The 18,542-nt window shown below is 49.2% G+C and carries 20 protein-coding genes and 1 pseudogene; 9 read left to right on the top strand and 12 right to left on the bottom strand.

What is annotated here, in order from left to right; all coding sequences use genetic code 11:
* Window positions 1–37: 37 nt before the first annotated feature.
* Window positions 38–376 (top strand): terminase small subunit, encoded by a 339-nt coding sequence (locus tag FKW19_RS16070; RefSeq protein ID WP_202980433.1) that lies wholly within the window; start codon window positions 38–40, stop codon window positions 374–376.
* 307 nt (window positions 377–683) lie between these two features.
* On the opposite strand, the gene FKW19_RS08245 is transcribed toward FKW19_RS16070, so the two are convergent.
* The 3 genes and pseudogenes from FKW19_RS08245 to FKW19_RS08235 form a co-directional block, all read right to left on the bottom strand.
* On the bottom strand, window positions 684–1,016 hold the full coding sequence (locus FKW19_RS08245) for a type II toxin-antitoxin system HicB family antitoxin (protein WP_089178780.1): 333 nt from the start codon (window positions 1,014–1,016) through the stop codon (window positions 684–686).
* A complete protein-coding gene (locus tag FKW19_RS08240; RefSeq protein WP_006116155.1) occupies window positions 1,013–1,267 on the bottom strand; it encodes a type II toxin-antitoxin system HicA family toxin in 255 nt (84 codons plus the stop codon). The genes FKW19_RS08245 and FKW19_RS08240 overlap by 4 nt, the downstream gene beginning before the upstream one ends.
* A 239-nt stretch (window positions 1,268–1,506) precedes the next feature.
* A pseudogene (locus FKW19_RS08235) lies at window positions 1,507–2,707 on the bottom strand (tyrosine-type recombinase/integrase).
* Window positions 2,708–3,050: 343 nt separating this feature from the next.
* Between FKW19_RS08235 and FKW19_RS08230 the strand changes: the two are divergent.
* Together FKW19_RS08230 and FKW19_RS08225 are read left to right on the top strand one after the other, a co-directional pair.
* A complete protein-coding gene (locus FKW19_RS08230; RefSeq protein WP_089178779.1) occupies window positions 3,051–4,646 on the top strand; it encodes a restriction endonuclease in 1,596 nt (531 codons plus the stop codon).
* Window positions 4,647–4,963: 317 nt separating this feature from the next.
* Window positions 4,964–5,347, top strand: coding sequence for a hypothetical protein (locus FKW19_RS08225; RefSeq protein WP_238331362.1), 384 nt, complete (start codon window positions 4,964–4,966; stop codon window positions 5,345–5,347).
* A gap of 398 nt (window positions 5,348–5,745) precedes the next feature.
* On the opposite strand, the gene FKW19_RS08220 is transcribed toward FKW19_RS08225, so the two are convergent.
* Together FKW19_RS08220 and FKW19_RS08215 are read right to left on the bottom strand one after the other, a co-directional pair.
* On the bottom strand, window positions 5,746–6,129 hold the full coding sequence (locus FKW19_RS08220) for a hypothetical protein (RefSeq protein ID WP_238331363.1): 384 nt from the start codon (window positions 6,127–6,129) through the stop codon (window positions 5,746–5,748).
* The gene (locus FKW19_RS08215) at window positions 6,104–6,319 is read right to left on the bottom strand and encodes a hypothetical protein (RefSeq protein WP_238331364.1); all 216 of its coding nucleotides are present in this window, start codon (window positions 6,317–6,319) and stop codon (window positions 6,104–6,106) included. The genes FKW19_RS08220 and FKW19_RS08215 overlap by 26 nt, the downstream gene beginning before the upstream one ends.
* A gap of 676 nt (window positions 6,320–6,995) precedes the next feature.
* Between FKW19_RS08215 and FKW19_RS08210 the strand changes: the two genes are divergently transcribed.
* The gene (locus FKW19_RS08210; RefSeq protein ID WP_089178776.1) at window positions 6,996–7,958 is read left to right on the top strand and encodes a helix-turn-helix transcriptional regulator; all 963 of its coding nucleotides are present in this window, start codon (window positions 6,996–6,998) and stop codon (window positions 7,956–7,958) included.
* On the opposite strand, the gene FKW19_RS08205 is transcribed toward FKW19_RS08210, so the two are convergent.
* Window positions 7,948–8,778, bottom strand: coding sequence for a sulfotransferase (locus FKW19_RS08205; RefSeq protein ID WP_089178775.1), 831 nt, complete (start codon window positions 8,776–8,778; stop codon window positions 7,948–7,950). The two genes, FKW19_RS08210 and FKW19_RS08205, sit on opposite strands and share 11 nt — an antisense overlap.
* A gap of 1,127 nt (window positions 8,779–9,905) precedes the next feature.
* Here FKW19_RS08205 and FKW19_RS08200 point away from each other — a divergent pair.
* Window positions 9,906–10,346, top strand: coding sequence for a glycoside hydrolase family protein (locus FKW19_RS08200; RefSeq protein ID WP_089178773.1), 441 nt, complete (start codon window positions 9,906–9,908; stop codon window positions 10,344–10,346).
* A complete protein-coding gene (locus FKW19_RS08195) occupies window positions 10,346–10,783 on the top strand; it encodes a hypothetical protein (RefSeq protein ID WP_089178772.1) in 438 nt (145 codons plus the stop codon). Before FKW19_RS08200 ends, FKW19_RS08195 begins: the two co-directional genes overlap by 1 nt.
* A 156-nt stretch (window positions 10,784–10,939) precedes the next feature.
* Here the strand turns inward: FKW19_RS08195 and FKW19_RS08190 are convergent, their stop codons facing one another.
* The gene (locus FKW19_RS08190; protein ID WP_089178771.1) at window positions 10,940–11,479 is read right to left on the bottom strand and encodes a cupin; all 540 of its coding nucleotides are present in this window, start codon (window positions 11,477–11,479) and stop codon (window positions 10,940–10,942) included.
* A gap of 485 nt (window positions 11,480–11,964) precedes the next feature.
* Between FKW19_RS08190 and FKW19_RS08185 the strand changes: the two genes are divergently transcribed.
* The 3 genes from FKW19_RS08185 (at window position 11,965) to FKW19_RS08175 (ending at window position 14,238) form a co-directional block, all read left to right on the top strand.
* A complete protein-coding gene (locus FKW19_RS08185) occupies window positions 11,965–12,861 on the top strand; it encodes a delta(1)-pyrroline-2-carboxylate reductase family protein (RefSeq protein WP_089178770.1) in 897 nt (298 codons plus the stop codon).
* Window positions 12,862–13,004: 143 nt separating this feature from the next.
* Window positions 13,005–13,655, top strand: coding sequence for an oxygen-insensitive NAD(P)H nitroreductase (gene nfsB / locus FKW19_RS08180; RefSeq protein WP_089178769.1), 651 nt, complete (start codon window positions 13,005–13,007; stop codon window positions 13,653–13,655).
* Window positions 13,656–13,884: 229 nt separating this feature from the next.
* Entirely contained in the window at window positions 13,885–14,238 is a 354-nt protein-coding gene (locus FKW19_RS08175) for a hypothetical protein (protein ID WP_035353987.1), read from the top strand.
* Window positions 14,239–14,248: 10 nt separating this feature from the next.
* On the opposite strand, the gene FKW19_RS08170 is transcribed toward FKW19_RS08175, so the two are convergent.
* The 5 genes from FKW19_RS08170 to FKW19_RS08150 form a co-directional block, all read right to left on the bottom strand.
* Entirely contained in the window at window positions 14,249–14,884 is a 636-nt protein-coding gene (locus tag FKW19_RS08170) for a LysE family translocator (protein ID WP_089178768.1), read from the bottom strand.
* Between the two features lie 142 nt (window positions 14,885–15,026).
* Window positions 15,027–15,548, bottom strand: a complete 522-nt coding sequence (locus tag FKW19_RS08165) for a DUF4232 domain-containing protein (protein WP_089178767.1) — start codon at window positions 15,546–15,548, stop codon at window positions 15,027–15,029.
* Between the two features lie 91 nt (window positions 15,549–15,639).
* Window positions 15,640–16,524 (bottom strand): S-methyl-5'-thioadenosine phosphorylase, encoded by an 885-nt coding sequence (locus tag FKW19_RS08160; protein WP_063353770.1) that lies wholly within the window; start codon window positions 16,522–16,524, stop codon window positions 15,640–15,642.
* Window positions 16,511–17,302 (bottom strand): cytochrome c1, encoded by a 792-nt coding sequence (locus FKW19_RS08155; RefSeq protein WP_089179898.1) that lies wholly within the window; start codon window positions 17,300–17,302, stop codon window positions 16,511–16,513. The genes FKW19_RS08160 and FKW19_RS08155 overlap by 14 nt, the downstream gene beginning before the upstream one ends.
* Window positions 17,299–18,522 (bottom strand): cytochrome b N-terminal domain-containing protein, encoded by a 1,224-nt coding sequence (locus tag FKW19_RS08150; RefSeq protein WP_089178766.1) that lies wholly within the window; start codon window positions 18,520–18,522, stop codon window positions 17,299–17,301. The genes FKW19_RS08155 and FKW19_RS08150 overlap by 4 nt, the downstream gene beginning before the upstream one ends.
* Window positions 18,523–18,542 lie beyond the last annotated feature (20 nt).

Below are 18,542 nucleotides of genomic sequence, written 5' to 3'. Positions count from 1 at the left end.
CTCAGATGGTCCGTCTTTCGACGAACGCATCAGGCCAGTGCTATCCGCGCTCACTCACGACACAAAATGCAACTGTAGTGCTAGGCACCCAACAGGTACAAGCCGCCATTCGAGCCGGATACAGCGAGAAAGCGGCGGGACAAACAGCCTTCAACCTACTGAAAAAACTGAAATCCAAAACGCGATTTCAGAAGCGCAAAAGGCCCGATCTAAGCGCACGCAAATCACGCAAAACCTCGTGCTTCAGGAATTCGCTAAGATAGGCTTTTCCGATATTCGAAAACGGTCAGGGTTTTGTAACCAATACGCGCGCGAGGCAGCGACCTTTGTAATTCTGCACAGGCCCCGGAAAGTATCCCTCCGGTGGAGTTTTTAATTACGAAAAAATTACCCTAAATCATGCAAAAACAATGACTTGGCGGAAATCACTAAATCCTGTTCAAGCGGCCAGTTGCGTTTGATTTAATCGGACTGGAATTGTTTGCTGCTAACAGCGACAAGCAGCATAATCTGCACTGCTGATAACAGCACGGCTGAGCAAAGAGAGGTCACTGAAATCCAACCTCTGGCATGCTGCTAACAGCGGAGATAACAGCAAACAAAAGCTATACAGGCTGAATGGGCAGCAAATGGCCCATTTTCAAATCCGTCTATTCAACGGGCTTGGGTTGGCGCGAAACAGTTTATCCTTCAACCTGTGCCAAAACATCCTGCACCAGTCGGTTAAGACTGATCCCGCGTGCTGCAGCAATCTCAGCTACCCGTGCATGAACGTCTTCTGGTAGCCTCACAACAAACCGGCCTGAATAATGCTTCACGGGATCAATGCCTTTCTCAGCACACATCTCCATGAAGACACGGAGGGAAGTTTCCCCTTCCTGCTGAAGGCCTGCCACACTATCTGCGTAGAAATCAGCCCCTCCGTTCAGCCCCAGAAACTCACCCCGGAACATCCCGATTTCAGGATCAAACTGAATAACAGCCCGATGGCCGCCAATTTCCATTACGTTGTTCATGGCGTCACTCCATTCTGCTCAAGCCATTTTCTTACAGAGGCTACAGCACCCTTGTCTGTATCCGGTTTGGGGTGAGGTCTATGAAACACCTTTACCTCATCAAACAGGAACACCCCTATGCGGGAGCCTTCTCTTTCAGACACCTCCGCCCCTAGGGAAACAAATAAAGCTTCAATGTCTGCCCATGGCACATTGCCCGAAACAGGACGCTTGAAAATCAGTTCCAATGTGCGGCGGTGCTTGGCTTTCATGTTTTTTAGATACTATATTTTAGTATCATAAGCAATTGAGAACATATGAAGCCAACACAAAATATCTTTTCAGAATGGCACCCCAATGACGCTCCGGTAACACTGGTAACACAGGCAATTTTCTAAGGTGTTACCGCCTACCATAGTGAAAATCGGCAGTATCCTGCGGGTTCTAATGTGCGGTAACACCGATAACACCAGTAACACCGGAAAAATGATATACTGAATGGCGCTGACGGTCATTCACGACACTGCGCTGCCCATGCCTCCATCAGCGGACGTCGCAAATCCAGAAGGTCACTCCGAAAATAAGCCGCCTCTACTTTGCTCTTTCCAGCATGAGCAAGTGCTGCCTCTGCTACCTCACGCGAGCAAACTTTTGTCTCCCCAGCCCAATCTCGGAATGTGGAACGCAAACCATGCACAGTCACCTCTTTGGTACCAGCAGCATGATGCAGAGCCTTACTGACGGCTACATCTGAAAGAGGCCTTCCCCTCTTTGCGCCAGGAAAGAGAAGATCTCCAGCAACCGCATCTCTTTGCGGCAAGACCTCTTGCAAGACTTTGACTGCATCACCAGACAACGGGACTCTATGCTCTCGCCCAGCTTTCATTTTTTCTGCCGGGACAACCCAAAGAGATTCAGAAAGGTCAATTTCAGACCACACAGCATTACGAACCTCTCCAGAGCGTGCCGCTGTTAAACAACAGAACCGAACGGCTTTAGCTGCCATACCGTTAATTGACTGAAGAGCTTTCATAATTTCTGAAATGTCTTTCCATTCCGCTGCTTTGTGATGTTGCACCTTAGTAATTTTGGATGGTGCTGGAAGCATGACAGAAAGATGCCCGCGCCATCGAGCTGGATTTTCTCCCTCACGCCATTGCTGCACACGTGCATAATCCAGAATGCGTTCTATACGCCCGCGTATGCGCCCTGATGTTTCAGTTTTTTCTGTCCAAATTGGACGGAGGGCTGTGAGCACATCTTGAGTATCCACATCACGAACGCTCTTTTCACCGAAAATAGGAAATACATGTTGCGTAAGGGATGAAGTCCACACCGCAGGAGAGCGATGATCTTTCCACGCAGGCGTCTGTGCCTTGATGTATTGGGCTGCCACCTCTGCAAACGTAAGCCCCTTTTCCAACTCACGCGCTGCTTTTTCCTTTTCCCGTTCAATAATTGGATCCAGGCGGTTTTCAGTCATGCCGCGACACTATTGCAGCCTTTTCTCGCGCATCAGCCAAAGACAGTGAATATGCACTGCCCAAACTCATCTGACGGCGCTTGCCTGTGACTGGAGATTTAAAACGAAACTCCCATAGCCGAGAGCCACCCGTCACAACGAGCCACAACCCACCTCCGTCACACAAATCCCCACTTTTATGCCGGGATACTTTCAAGGCAGACAGTTGATTGGGAGGAAGGCGACTCATTGATTTTACCCCTCTTGTTACCCCCCTTAACAACTGGAATTGGGAGGAACGCCCATGAACGACCGTGGACTCTCAGTGAATTAACACCTTAGAAAATATACACATTTTGGAACGTCAGGGAACAACGTGGGACGCTCATTTGAAAGAAACTCCCTCCACCATTTTTCTGAAAAATATCCAGTAAAAACAAAAAGATAGCGGTCGCTATGGTTTCCCGATATGCCTAGCCCATGCCGGATATATCCCGAGACGAAATCATGCCGTGACTTGGTAGGATTGTAACCTCTGACTCCCCAAAATTTTCTTCCAAGGGTATGACGAAACTTTTTTGGGGAGGGTTATTATGGGCCGCAGAAGCTCAAAACCATTCTGGGCTAGAGACTACAAGAAAGCGGCCTATAACAGACAATACTATCGCCGTAAGAAAGCTGAGCAACGCTTAAGTGGCATTGTTGGTATTGCGATTATTTTTGGCGGTATTTTTATTTTCTCCCATTTTGATGGAAATCATTCGTCAAAATTTTCTTCTGAAGCATCATCTTTGGTGCATCCCGCCGTAGCTGAAAGCTCTGGTGGATTAGAAGCATTCGGGCATTACAATCCTGATTTTGATTGTCATGTTGATCACTCCAAAGATAGTATCGCTACAATGCTGTGTGAAAACAGCAGTGCTGCAAAGCATGAGTTGATCTTTGATCAAACATACTACGCACTGCGTCAGATTGTTGGAAAAACTGGCTGGAAAGCCCTTAAGCAGCAAGCTATCTCGGATGATAACGCCTTAAAAGCCTGCATAGATCCGTCTGCTCATGGAGAAGAAACACCAAAAGCAGATCCTGATTGCTACATTTCCAAAATGGCAGAAATTACAAATAAATATAAAACAAAATTATCGGGCGCTCCTTTGGAAGAAGCTAACCGAGATATCAATGAACATATCAAATTACAGCAACAACTTATTAATCTCGGCTATATGCCTGCAGGAAGTGTTGCTGATGGTGTGTATGGGGAAAGCACGCGTGCAGCTATTATAAAATGGCAAAAAAATACAGGAGACCATAACCCAACAGGCTTCCTTTCCGACGATGATGCCACCAAACTCATGACTTCATCGGCTGCTGTACATGTTACCTCAAAAAGCAAGCCAGAATACACATCTCCTGTAACTCCTACCCATGCGCAAGAAAGCCGTAAATCTTTCCTGTGGATGATTATTCTCGCTGTTCTTGTAATGGTTTTTATCTTCTTTCGCCATAAGGTCAGAAAGAATAAATATGAAGCAACTTGGGATTTAATAAGAACTGAGATTTATACGCAAAAAAAGAATCTTCAAATCGCAATAACGCAGAAATTAACATCTGATGCATATGGGACAGTTGATGTCACAAAATGGGCTAAAGAAATCAATTACTTTATCAACACGCGTATTTCTCCAATCATCTCTCCTCGCATACAAGATGAAAAAAGACGTGATAAGCTGCGTGTTGCTGCCGGATGCTTAATTGAGCAGCTTGCTTCCGAACCCTTGGAAGCAAGCACATCCACAACTGTATATCGCAGTAATCCAACCATTTTTGACCCTCGCATGGACCCCTTCGATTATGAACAGTATTGCGCGCTGCTTCTAAAAAATGCCGGTTGGGATGCCCAAGCTACAAAACAAAGTGGTGATCAAGGAGCAGATGTTATTGCGCAAAAAGAAGGCATGAAGATTGTTGTACAATGCAAACTTTATAGTGGAACAGTTGGAAATGCCGCTGTTCAGCAAGTTTACACAGCTAAAACCTACCAAGGTGCTCAAGCAGCTATTGTTGTCACAAACTCAACCTTCTCCGCTCCAGCCAGAGAAGCTGCCGCTACTACGGGTGTTTATTTAATTCACCATGCACAACTTGTTGACACGGCAGATAAAATATTCCGCCATTTTAAATATTCATAATTTGTGATTCTTAAAGAACAATCACTGTAAGCAAATGGCCGCCAGAGCAATCAACTAAAGATAAACTTACCATATCTTTAACAGATATTGGCGGCATGCACCCAATACACCTCAGTCTACATCAGGTCAGCCATAGACTGGCCTGCCGTAATATTGATAATTGGCTTAAGAAGACCCAAACGGGAACCAAGACAGGTATTGAAGATATACTTCTGGAAGGGAATCTGTCGTCATCGAGAGGGCCAATCGGCAGCGCAAGACTGCGCGGCACATTCAAGTTACACTTATCAAAAAAGAACATAATGAAATGAGCTACTATGTCCAAACTGTTAAACTATACCACTCGTAATATTCTCAACATGTTTCCGCGTCTCACTAATCTGGGCGCCAGTTCGTTTGGCGAGGATCCTGAGTTCTTTGGCGATACGCTGTTCGAGGTCATTGAAGATGCGCCGCGGGGTCATTTCCTGTCGTTCAAGCAGCAGGCAGTCAACGAATTAAGGACGTTACTGGCTTATAGCGATGTAGATCTCGATCGCGTCAGTTGGGCTGTTCTTGGTATGAACCCCATGGCGGATATTGAAGAACCACCCAACTGGGGCAGTTTTCCAAGCCTGCGAGCATTCTGGTCAGCCGTTCTGCACGCTTTTGAAAATGACCCCGAAGTGCAGGCAGGAAAAGAGATTGACCGCAACGTGTAGGAGCCGGGTATTCACCAACATGGAATACAGAAATGTCTGTTTCCATGTGTTGGCATTCCAAAAACAGACTATCCGCTTCCCTCAAAGCTGACATTTGAACTATCGAAGATAAGCCCCCGCTCAGTTCCACATAGGCGGATATACCGCTTAACTGCTGCGGCATATTACGAAGATGTAGGTAGGCACCCAACCCGAGTGTAAGAGCGTCTCCCGCCAGAATCATGCCTCTTTGGGAATCAACAAAAAGCACCGTAAAACTGCCATTTAAGGCCAAATTCCCCAAAATTGGGAATCACCTCATATGTTAATTTGTCAATATCCGGCCTGCGCCATCTTGGCATTCATGAAAATGCACCCTTCCCAAAACGCAGGTAGCCTTGGGCTCTTAGGGTGCCATCTTACATGTCGGGGTCAATCTCTTTTCCCGCCCGCACTTCGGGATCATTTTCAAAAGCGTGCAGAACGGCTGACCAGAACGCCCGCAGGCTTGGAAAATTGCCCCAGTTGGGTGGTTCTTCAACATCCGCCGTGGGGTTTATGCTGAGCACAGCCCAACTGACACGATCGAGATCTACATCGCTATAGGCCAGTAACGTCCTTAATTCGTTGACTGCCTGCTGTTTGAACGGCAGACCAGTGCCCCGCGGCGCATCTTCAATGACCTCGAATAGCGTATCGCCAAAAAGCTCAGGATCCTCGCCAAACGAGCTGGCGCCCAGATTAGTGAGACGCGGAAACATGTCGAGAATATCATATTTAGTATAGTTTAACAGTTTGGACATAGTAACTCATTCCATTATGTTCTTTTTTGATAAGTGTAACCTGAATGTGCCGCGCAGCCTTGCGCTGCCGATTGGCATTCTCGATGACGACAGTTCCCCTTTCTGAGGTATATCCGTCAAACTGGGTTGTTTTTCCATCTCTGGCGTTCTTGAACCAGCGATCAATTCTGGGGCCGTTATCCTTGAGCATTTTGTGAATAGCACGTTCGACGTCTTCCTTCGATGTGAAGAATGAAACGACAGGGCGTTTAACCACACACAGATGTTCGACATGAAGGCGTAAGCCGACACGACTAGAAAAGCCATACGGCCTCTAGCCATAGCTTAGGGACTTGGCGCATAGACAAAGGCGTGAAAATAATTGCGGGAAACACAGTAATAAAGGAGCCGCCATTCCTCTTTATGCGTCTCCTTTTAAAAACCTCTCCCAAGCCTATGGCCTCCAAGTTTGCAATGTTGGCCCCAAAACCCCTATTGCCTACCAGATTGCCTGTGCTTTTCCAGAAGCCACCTTCAAAAACCCTTGGAGCCACAGCGGCGGATTTGCTTGATACCGGCATACGGCACGTATGCGATCGATGATGTTGACCGCATCAAGTTTTCCAAAATCATGTATCTCTGGATTAACGTGGTTGAGGAAATCTTCAAACCTATGGTATTTAATGCGCAGACATTAAACTGGAGACAATCGTATTCGCAATCACGCGTTTTTCATGAATGCGGCTGGTGATCTGGAGCTGGAGGTGTCTTGCAGCATTACTGGGCTGCTTAATAGACAGAATAACATTTCAAGAAATATAATTTATCATTCTTCAAGATATAATTTCAATTTCTATCGTTTTTAAACCAAGAGAAGCGTCATAACGATGACAAAAAAAAGCATAGAGACCAATCCCCCACTAGATGCACCAGAAAGTAGTCAAACAGACACAACGCAATCTTCCATGATAAGACTCAACGCTTATACGCGCTTGATTGCTCTTCAGACCGGCCTACAAATCCTGTATTGGGACGCACAAACCAAACATGACTTCAGCTATTCCGCCTACCATGATGATGACCTGATCTATTTTGGAGCCTACACAGGCGGAAATTCTCATATGGCAACACGGTGTTGGGATGGGTTGACAACTTACGATACCCTAAGCAGGCCCGATGATGCCTATGTTGCATATCGTCCTGGATGTCGCATTGATTTTACAAAAACAGCCGGGGCCGGAACTGGCGTAACAATCACACTCAGCCCCACAACTCTGGCCAGTCTGTCAGCTGAAGATGCAACATGTCTTGATCAGAAACTGCGTTCTGGCCATTATTTTAATCAGGTTCGTGGCGGACGGCAGCTTCTTTCTTTTGCAAATGCATTACGAAGCGTAGGCACAAGCCCTAAACAGCCAGGCAGCCAGTTGCAAATGCTCGGACAAAGCCTGTCTTTTATGGGGTCGCTCATTGAACAGATCTGCCATATTACACCTCCCAATATCTCGTTATCCGAACGCGAAATACGCAGATTGAACGATACCCGCGATATGTTGCTGGCAGATCTTGCATCGCCACCCCGCGTGGATCAGCTTGCCCGTCATGCGGGAATGAGCGTCTCACGCTTGCAACGACATTTTCGTATGCTGTTTGGCAGTACCATCTACGCGCTTTTTCAAAAAGAACGCATGCACGAAGCTTACCGCCAGCTTGTTAAAGATGATGAATCCATACTAACCATTGCAACACGGCTAGGTTATGCAAATCCTGGGCATTTTTCAGCAGCGTTTCGTAAGCAATTTGGCATCAATCCTTCCGAACTCCGGCGGATACCTCGTCTCAGGCGATAACTACGGCGCCTCCTGAATTTAAATCTGGTTTTCGCCAGAACATCTGATGTGCCATGCGCTCCACGATATGAGGCGGCAAAATCAATCGTTTTCGACTGGCCACCACACTTTGGTGCAGACAATGCAAGCCTGGAGTGCCAAGTGCGGCATCAAATGCAGCAGCATCCGGTGTTTCTATATGCTCGAAATTATATGCAAAAGGACGAATACCCAAGAGTTGAGTGAGGCGCTCCATGACAAATCCAGGTTCCCTAACGAACCTGTCATAGTCTACAAAAATAACTTTATCCGAAAATGGGCCAAAAAATACTTCTGTTAGTAACCGCCACGCATAACCGAAGGCCCCATCACGCGATACGAGGTAATCAATACGGTCATGCTGATTTCCTCGATGTGCAATCGGCACCAACTGTGATCCCAACAAAGGATCCCGTGTGATAAGATGTTCAAACGAGTTAAGTATCCAGACAGGATCACGCACACAACAGATAATCTTTGCCTGCGGATAAAGACTATTTAGCAATCCAGCGTGCGCGCACCATTCCCGATTGATGTCTAGCATGACATGATTCTGGGCACCGGGGTTTAAATAAGAACGAACAATACCCCGCATCAATTGCTGCCATTGTCCGTTCTTGAATTCTGTCCGGTATTCTCCCTCACTCATAAGAGACATTATCCGAATGAGCATTGGCATTACGGGCGTGTTGTGACGTGCAGCAATAATCTGAGGATTTTGCCGCAGCAGTGCTGCTAAAAGAGTAGATCCAGATCTAGGAAGACCTGAAATGACATGAACAGAAGATGATGAATTAGACATACTGCTTAAATGAATGAATATATTTGTGCAGGTCTCCCCGAAAAGAGGATTTGAGTACCCCGGAAAAGCAGAAATCTTACATCAGCGTGCGCTACGTGCGGCTTTCGTGGATGCCGTGTGTCTTCGCCATATGCTGCTTGTGATGATGCGAAACATGTGCTGGCAATGGCTGACGATGACCATTTAGAAACGATGATACAGCAGTCATGGCCCAGAAGCCCAGAAAGCAGAGGATTATCAATGCAATGCCTCTTAAGCGGCGCCACATGCGCCACGCGGCATATTCCCTGCGGCACAGTCGATCGAATTTACGCTGGGGAAGCCAGCCTTCCCGGTCTTTGCGCGGTTCAACCAGTGATCCGAAAAAACGAGAGCGTCGAAATTTCCCCATCCACCTGTTCCTGAATAGTAATCAGACCGGAAAAAAGGGAGAAGTCATTGTGCTTTGTCCCCACAGATTAAGGCAGAAAAATATCTGATCGCTCCACTTATCGCAACCAAGAGCCGCGTGAACAGATAAAAGCGCTTTGCTCCGCCCTCATGTTGGAAATGTGCGAGTGACTAAAAATTTCTCAAAACGAGACATTGGTGGCGTTCAGCCAGTCTATTTCCCACTTGGTATCCGCGCGCGGTTTTTGCTACATATTAAATACAGTTCCGGCAGTGCTGCCCACTGATCCGGACTTTCCAACAAAATCATGATCCTCTCCAAAATTGCTATGGCAAGGATCAATCACGCCACGCAAAGCCCCCTGACCCGGCGGGCTTTTTGTGTCTGCATTGCAGAACACATCATATCGAATACCAACGCATCAGCATCGTCAGACGCTATCTGCCAAACCAGAAACCCCCTAACCGGGCCAAAGGTCTGGCTACATGCTGATTAACTTTTTAGCTTACCTGTGGCATCAAGCCACAAGAAATGAGGAAACATGTCTGGCTCAAACTGTACCTGTAATCCGTCCTACACCCGGTCACCGTCAGAATCGTCACGTGCTCCCAGCGCGACTAAGACATCGCTTCAAGGACGCGGTTTTATTGAACGCCATGAAGAGTAAAGGGGTGTCAGCAACCATCTGCACTGGCCGGGCGGGGCGTCTGGGGTAACGCTTGGACCTGGCTATGACATGCGCGACCGTTCCCGGGCGGAGGTCGAGCAGAAATTGCGGTCCATAAAAATCCCCCCAGATCTGGCGACTAAGGCGGCAGCGGGTGCTGGCCTGCGTGGCGAAGCGGCTAGGAAGTTCGCCCGGGATAATAAAAATCTCGTCAATCTGACGAACAATCAGCAGAGTTACCTTCTACAAGTCAATCTCCCGAGCTACGAGGCGATCGTTCGTCGAGGCACCCATGTCTACCTGACACAAAACGAGTTCAATGCCCTCGTCTCGTTCGTCTACAATCCAGGACGAGGCTGGCCGGGCGTCCGTGCTGCTATCAACAGCGGCGACAAACGCAAGGCCGTCAGAATAATCGAGGAGCAGGTGCGCTCGAAAGGCAAGGTCTTGAGGGGGCTGGTCAAGAGACGGCACGACGAGGCCATGCTTCTACTGGAAGGACGATATTAATGATCCGCGCTATCCTAAGCCTGATTTGCGCTGTCTGTATCGGTGGCACCGCACACGCGGGCACCAAGCCGGAGTCTTTGGAGGAACAGTCTTACTACGGCAATACGATGTTCAACGAGGAGCTCGATGGAAAAGCGTTTCTCAATGGGCGGTTGATCATGCGCGTCGAGCGTGTTTCAACCTGTGTGTCGGCGGTCTGGACCCGAAGCGACGGCGTCGGATCGCCACTTCGGCGCGATCTGCTGGAATGGAACAAAATGTTTGATGGCGATCCTTCGAACGACGACCAGTCTTACTATTTGAGGTTCGTTTATGCCGACCATCGTCGGAGCGACGATGTCGTGTCCATGCCTCTCACGGCACATCCGGACGATTTTGAAGATACGGCTGGTGTCACCCTTCTATCGTGCCAACCGAAGCAGCGTCATCGCAGGTGACAATCTTTTTTCCACTTTACAACAAGCCGGAATCAACCCTCCTTACAGCCGTCCAACTCGTTTCAACCATCATGAGGAACTAACTGACGACACACCCTAGTGATGTGCGCGTTGCGTTCACTTGCGCCTTATTTTAAGTGCTTCAAGCCTGATATTTTATTTGAAGCGGCATGCTTCATCCACTGTAGGCGCTTCGGCCAACTGAATCACTATCAGCGTTACCGGGCCGGATGTCACATTCCCGCCCAAGTGTCCTTTATGCCCCTGCGCATCAGGGAGTGTCCTTTGATCTTCACCTAAAGATATATCCCCCGGCCCCATTTCAACACGTGTGCCATCCATTGCCTGAACAAACCACGTGCCTTGCAGTGGAATAATCCACTGCACCTTGGGATCAGTATGCCAAACACCGTTCCAATGGTCGGGCTGCACTGTTGAAATAATCCGGGCTTCTCCTTTGAAAAGCTCATCTGACCATTGAGGTGCCGCAGGCTTGTTCATTGTCTTGAGAGTATAATGATGGAGTGGGCACTTTGTCATATGGCTTACGCCGTTATGATCCGCCCAGTTATGCCAGTAATAGGTGGTGGGCGGTTTTTCTGGCTGATTCTGGCCCGTATTCTGAGCGCACACAGTATTTGCACTTATAGGCAGAAGGCCAACAAGCACCAGTCCGGCAATTACGCGCTGCACCATGCTTCTCCCCTACCTGTTAACGTATAAACACCTTATCGGCCCACAAGTTGCTTTTACAAGGCGACCGCACATAAGCGGAAACATCGCGTTTAACGCTCTATCCTCTTGATAAAGAAGATCATCCCCAATCTTCAGGCCAGATATTGACAACATTGGCTAAGGCATCAGTTGTTTTTGCTATCAGCAGAGATGCTACAAACCCTATTACGGTCATTTCCATAATGAATATCATCACAACGCTTCCCAGTCCTATCCCACAGAGATAGCGTTCCTAGACCACAGCAGTTTCGATCACATTCCACATAGCTGATATACCTCTGCCAGAATTATTCAGAATCTTTCCAATTCATCGAAGATTACGCACTGGCACCACCTCAACACTGTAGCGCGCCATATTTTTCAGGTTCTTGCACCTTGACGTGCATTGTGTTGCGCAGTGCAATCCGCGCCATCATCCTGAACTGAAAATATGGAACACACCCCACATGCAATATTATGGTGCGCCAGAAACACAGGCACTTTTACCATTCCCAGCATTGGTGAACATGCTGGCCCGCACCGTGCGCGATTACGCAAACGGTGCCATTACCTGCCCTCCGCGCACCGTTGTTCCTACGCAAGATGGCAATGGCACGCTCATGTGTATGCCAACCGTGGCGGAAGATTTGATTGCCACCAAAATACTCACAATTTTTGGCAACAATCCTGCGCTCCACCTTCCCACCATACAGGGCATCATTACATGCGCAGATGCACATAATGGGCGCTTCCTTTTCAATCTGGATGGCCCCACCGTAACAATGCGCCGGACATCAGCCATGAGCATGCTGGGTATACGCACATTTGCTACTGGCGCAGTCAATCGGGTGTTGCTTATTGGCACAGGCACCCAAGCCTTTGCGCATGTAGAGGCGCTCTGCGCCCTGTATCCGGGCATCGAGGTTATTATCCGTGGCCGCACCCCAGAACGGGCAGAGCATTTTTGCAAGCAGCACGCAACGCACTTACTGACACTACGCCCAGAAGCCCCCAGAGAAACTCCATTTGACGTTGTGATAACCACCACAGCCAGCACAACCCCCATTTATGATGGAAAAGCTGATTCGCACTGCCTTGTTATTGGCGTAGGCGCCTACCGCCCCGATATGGCAGAAATTGCGCCACAGACTGTACGTGCCAGCCAGCTTTATGTGGATGACCCCGTTGGCGCGCCAACAGAAGCCGGAGACATTCTGCAAGCAGGCGTAAACTGGAACAATGTGCACGCACTGGCACAAGCACTGGATACGCCCCCAGACCCAACGCAGCCCGTGTTCTTTAAATCCGTTGGATGCGCAGTATGGGATCTGGCAGCTTGCCGCGTAGCGCACACCATGCTGTAAGCCGCTTTTTGCAGCCAAGCTTCCACTCTATTTTGGCTGCATATTCCTCAGCATAGCATTTATTAACGTAAAGCCCCGTGACCTTTTGGGGTTACGAAGTTACGCTTACCGTTACCCCCTTGATAAAGCTTAGGAGAGCAGCCGTGACGCTTCTTAAAACCCTTACCCATCGGCATACCACCAAAGCTTACGATAAAACCCGCAAAATTCCGGCAGATATCTTTGCCCAGTTACTGGAAGCGCTGCGCTATAGCCCTTCTTCCGTAAACTCTCAGCCGTGGCATTTTTTTGTTGCTGATGATGATGAAGGCAAAGCCCGTATTGCCAAAGCCACCAGCGGCCCGTTCGCTTTTAATCTCTCACGCGTTACAGATGCATCCCACGTTATCGCGCTCTGCGCTCGCACCAGCCTGCCCGCCGAATACCTCCAGACCATTACCGATCAGGAGCAGATAGACGGACGCTATGCAGATGACGCCACTAAAGAGTCCATTACCAAAGGGCGGAACACCTTTGTCGGCCTGCATGAACAGGAAGGCGATCTAACGGCATGGACACAAAAGCAGACATACATTGCACTCGGCTTTCTGCTTCTTTCAGCCGGGTTTCTGGGGGTAGATGCAACACCTATGGAAGGGTTTGATGCCGCCGTTTTGGATAAAGAACTGGGGCTGAAAGAAAAAGGGCTTACCCCCGCTGTGCTGGTTTCTCTCGGTTATCATTCCGATGCAGATTTTAACGCCAAGCTGCCCAAATCTCGCCTGACGGAAAAAAGCCTGTTCACACACCTCTAAAATTTTATGGTGGAGGGCCTGCTACACGCAGGCCTATCCGCCGTAATTTATTTTAGCTTGCCGTTTCAACAAAAACTTTCAACTATTTTCAATAGATACTCAAAAAATACTTTGCAACAGAAAGCCAAAGTATCTCCCTACCTTTCCGTAGCACGCAACTTCAAGCAGAGCTGTGGCGTTACTTATGCACAATTGCATGATCTCAAGAACATGTAAGGGAAAAAATGAAATGTGCACAGAGGAACGAAGATACATTCTGCTATGGGTATCTGGTGCTTTTTTAATGGCGCTTTCATTACCCCTAACCTTAATGGTAATTATTAAGGATGCCATGCTGCGTGCGAACATACCGGTGCATGATCCGCACAGTATAAGCTGGCTGAAACCCATATGGGACGCCCTGCCCGATACCCGATCATGGGCTGTTTACAGCACATCTGCCTTGGTAATGTTCACCCTTGTAGGGTTTGTTATTGGCTGTGCGCTTATGTCTGTTGCTTTCCGGCATTTAATTGCCATGCAGCAGAAAACCAAGGAATCCCGTTTTCAGAAAAACATGAAGAGATTCCGAAAGTTTTCTTAACCGTTCTCCATTAGCCGCTTATAACAAGCCTTACGGCAAAAATAATAAAAACCAAGGCCGTTAACCCATCCAGAACACGAATAACAAACGGGTTAGTAAGAAAGCGGCTAAAGAACAGTGCTGTAAAGGCCAATGTAAAATACCATGTCAGTATTAACACAGCCTGCACCACAGTCAGTAAAAGCGCGTATGTTACGGCGTTAACATCTGCGGGAATAAACTGTGGAAAGGCTGTAAGATCAAACACCCCAACAAGGGGGTTTAAAATTGTGGTAAACATCCCACGCCGGAAGCCAGACCAAAATGCCTTGGGGGCCTTATTTTCGGAATCCGTTTCTGTCTCTGGCGTGGAACGCAGGACATTAACCAACAACCGAAAAGCTAAAGAGAGCAGATATCCTGCGCAGGCCCATTCCAGCACAAGATACAATGTATGAGATGCCGCAATAAGCGCACTTAACCCAACTGCTGTGCCAATCCCCCACAAGGTAAGGCCAGCAGCAATGCCAAGCACCGCACCAATAGCGGTTGTACGCCCTACACTGATGCTTAGCCGGATAATAAGGGCCGTTTCCGTGCCCGGTGTTAAAACAAGAACACCCCACGCAGCAGCAAACGCCAGTACAGGAAGAAAAACATGCGGCATAACTATCCGGCTCTCCGGTTAAAGGTTTGGAGGCGTCCTAAAGGAGAAATTGGAAAAGGTGAACAGCCTGCAATAAAAAACAGTGCACCCCTGATGCCGCTGCAATACTCACAGCATTAAGTTTTGAACACGCTTTGCCTTATTAACGCGCTGCCTGCTGCAATTGCCCTTGCTCAAACGTAAGTGGCATTTGGGATGGCCCACATAATGTGCATGCTGGAAAATTAACGACCACATCACCCAGAGGAAGTTTCAACACAGCACGAGTGGGTGAAACACATTGGCCCCCATCATACACGTTGCCAGAAACCCAATACATGCTGGCCCGCCACTGCATGTGGGGTTTAAGTATTTTCTGGCTCGGCTGTTGGTTAGGGGCAAGTTGCGCTGCTTTACCTATCGCAAGAACATGATCCTGAGCATTTTCAAGCTGTATAACTGGCAACGCAGGCACAGCACAGCGCGTAGCACTGCGGTTAAAAAGAACAACCCATGCCCCGCTGTGAGACATGCCATCAAACTCACCTTGCCCGTTATCAAACTGCACTGATAAATCATCCGGTTTGCAAAATCTTACAACCCGATGCGCCTGCGCTGAAGACACAGTGCCAGCAAACAAACACACCATAAGCAAAGAGACAGATATCCGGGCTGATTTTGCCATGCGCCACAGTTTTCCTGCTTTTAAGGAAACCTTAAAAACTTAAGGCATGAAGCACTAAAAACCTGATACTTCATGCCTTGTATTTACAATTTTACAGAACGCGGCCCGCAATGGTTTTCAGCTTTGCCACCAGTTCTGGATCACGCACAGAAGGCGCTGTCATGATAGCGTGTTCCAATGCATGATCACAGCCTGCGCTACAGCTATGGCGCTTGCCACCCAAAGCAGGAATAACAGCTTTAATCAGCGCCTTGGCATTAGCCGAGTTCGCCTGCATGGTTTTTACAACGCTCTCTACGGTTACGTTGTCATGCTCCGTGTGCCAGCAGTCATAATCTGTCACCATAGCCACCGTGGCGTAACACATTTCGGCTTCACGCGCTAAGCTGGCTTCTGGCATGTTGGTCATGCCGATAACGGAGCAACCCCAGCTCCGGTATAGCTCGCTTTCTGCACGGGTTGAAAACTGCGGACCTTCCATAACCAGATAGGTGCCGCCACGCACTGCGGTAATGCCCAGCTTATCTGCCTGTGCCTTTAGCGCATCGCCCACACGGTTGCACAATGGGTCTGCCATGGAAATATGCGCGACACAGCCTGTATCAAAAAAGCTTTTGGTACGTGCAATAGTGCGATCAATAAATTGATCAATCACCACAAAATGCCCCGGCGGCAGTTCTTCTTTCAAAGACCCCACAGCGGAAAGTGAGACAATGTCTGTCACGCCAGAAATCTTCATGGCGGCAATATTGGCCCGATAATTCAGGCGTGAGGGTGGAATGGGGTGCCCGCGGCCATGACGCGGCAGAAACACGCAGCGCACACCATCCAGCCGCCCGAAAAGAAGCTGGTCAGAAGGCAGGCCCCAAGGCGTTTCTACCGTGCGCCATTCCTTTTCTTCCAACCCGTCAATATCATACAGGCCAGACCCGCCTATCAGGCCAATAACGGGTTCCACAGTTTCATTTTCTGACATGCGACCAGAGTCTCCGGTTTAAAATCACAAACAACACGGCAAGGAAGCACAGATACAAACCTGCACCTATGCCAACACGGCGGCGGGTATCCTGATGCGGTGCAGAAACCCACGCAAGAAAGGTGGTAACATCCCGCGCTTCCTGCGTAACGGTTGCGGGGGTGTTATCTGCATATTTTACCGCACCTTCACGCAAAGGCGGCGGCATGGCGGTGTAATGGCCAATAGCGAAGGAATTGGCAAACCCTTTGCCCGGCACACGCACCGCATTTGGCTTATAGCCCGTGAGCAGCGCAAAAAGCCTATCTGCCCCACCGGGGTAAACCTGCACAATGCGCGAAAGATCAGGCGGCACCACGCCCCCATTGGCCGCACGCGCAGCTTCCGGCCCGGAATAGGAGGATGAAAGCGCATTATCTGGCCGGGCATTACGGTGCTTAAGCCGCCCTTCGGCATCCAGCCCGTCTGCCACCTGCCATGTTGCGGCAACAGCCCCCACTTCTTCCAGTGTCAGCCCCATATCTGTGAGATCAGAAAAACGCACTTCAGACAAACTGTGGCACGAGGCACATACCCCGGCAAACACGGCATATCCTCGCTGCACAGATGGCAGATCAAAATGCCCCAGCGCCCCTTTAAAAGACCAATCCTGCACAGGCGCTTTAACAGGTTGCGCATGTGCAGACTGCGCAATGTCTGGCCCCAGCAGCAAAGCGCCTAAAAGCACCATCCCTCCGGCATGGAACCAGAATGTATGGCGTATTTTCTGCCCCATTATACTTCCCTCCCGGCAAAACGGGTGCGTAAGGGCAGAAAAACCAGAAAATACAAATAATAAACCAAACAGGCAGCCTGCCCCGCCAGAAGCCACCCACCTTGGGCATGATGCACGCCAGCCGCTGCGGCAGTAACTGCCGCCCCTACGCATGCCAGCAGTGCCCCGGCATCCGTTAACCGTGCCACGCCGCTGTTTGCTATGCGGCTTCCTTTATCCAACCACGGCACAGCAAACAGCACGGCCACCGCACCGCCAGAAACAAGCAGCCCCCAAAACTTGGAAGGCACAACCTGTAACATTCCGTAAAACGGCAGAAAATACCATTCGGGTTCAATATCGGCTGGAGTATGCAACGGGTTGGCTGGGCGATAATTGGCTGGCTCTGTTATCAGCCCCGGCCAAAAGCACATCACTGCTACAAAACCCAAGGCCATAACCAATATGGCCAGAATATCCCGCGTGGTAAAATACGGGTAAAATGGCAGATATTTCCGGCGTATTTCGGGTTGAACGGAAGGGCTGGAACTTCCCTTTGCATGCACAACAGCAACATGCACCAAAACCAACCCGATAATAACAAATGCCAACAAAAAGTGCAGGGTGAACATACGGTGCAATGTGGGTGTGCCCGGGCTTTCACCTCCCAGAAAAACCTGTTCCAGCCCCTGCCCTATAAATGGCACAGCCCCTACAGCCTTGGCGGCTACATCTGCGCCCCAGTAAGACATCTGGCCCCAAGGCAGCACATAGCCTGCAAATGCCGTTACCATTACCAAAACCAGCAAGCCACATCCGCTTAACCATATACTGCGCCGTGGGGGCAAATAGGTGCGGTAATATAGCCCACGCAACAAATGCGCATACAAGGCCGCCATAAAAACCGAGGCCCCTGTCATATGCATGGCGCGCAGCAACCAGCCAGAAGGCATTCGGCGTTCAATGGCCTCAACTGACCCAAAAGCAAGCGAGGCATCTGGCGTGTACGCCAGTGTAAGGGTTAGCCCCGTTAACAGCATAAGCACCAAAACAGCCACCAGCATGGCGCCAATGGTCCACCACCAGTTCAGATCTGCGGGCAAAGGCAGGCGTCCATAATGGCGTGCATAAGCACCCGCCTGCTGTAAAAAGGAACGCGCTTCCTTTTCTGCCTGCTCCGTATGGCGGGCTGGTGTTGCTGCCATCTTGCCCTTTTCTCCCCTTACGCCACTTATAGGGTACATGTTCCTGCCCCGTGCAGAGC

This window comes from Acetobacter sp. DmW_125128, assembly GCF_008704325.1.
Taxonomy (GTDB): domain Bacteria; phylum Pseudomonadota; class Alphaproteobacteria; order Acetobacterales; family Acetobacteraceae; genus Acetobacter; species Acetobacter oryzifermentans.
The sequence above is the reverse complement of the archived record's forward strand: the minus strand, read 5'-3'. Positions and strand labels throughout refer to the sequence as shown.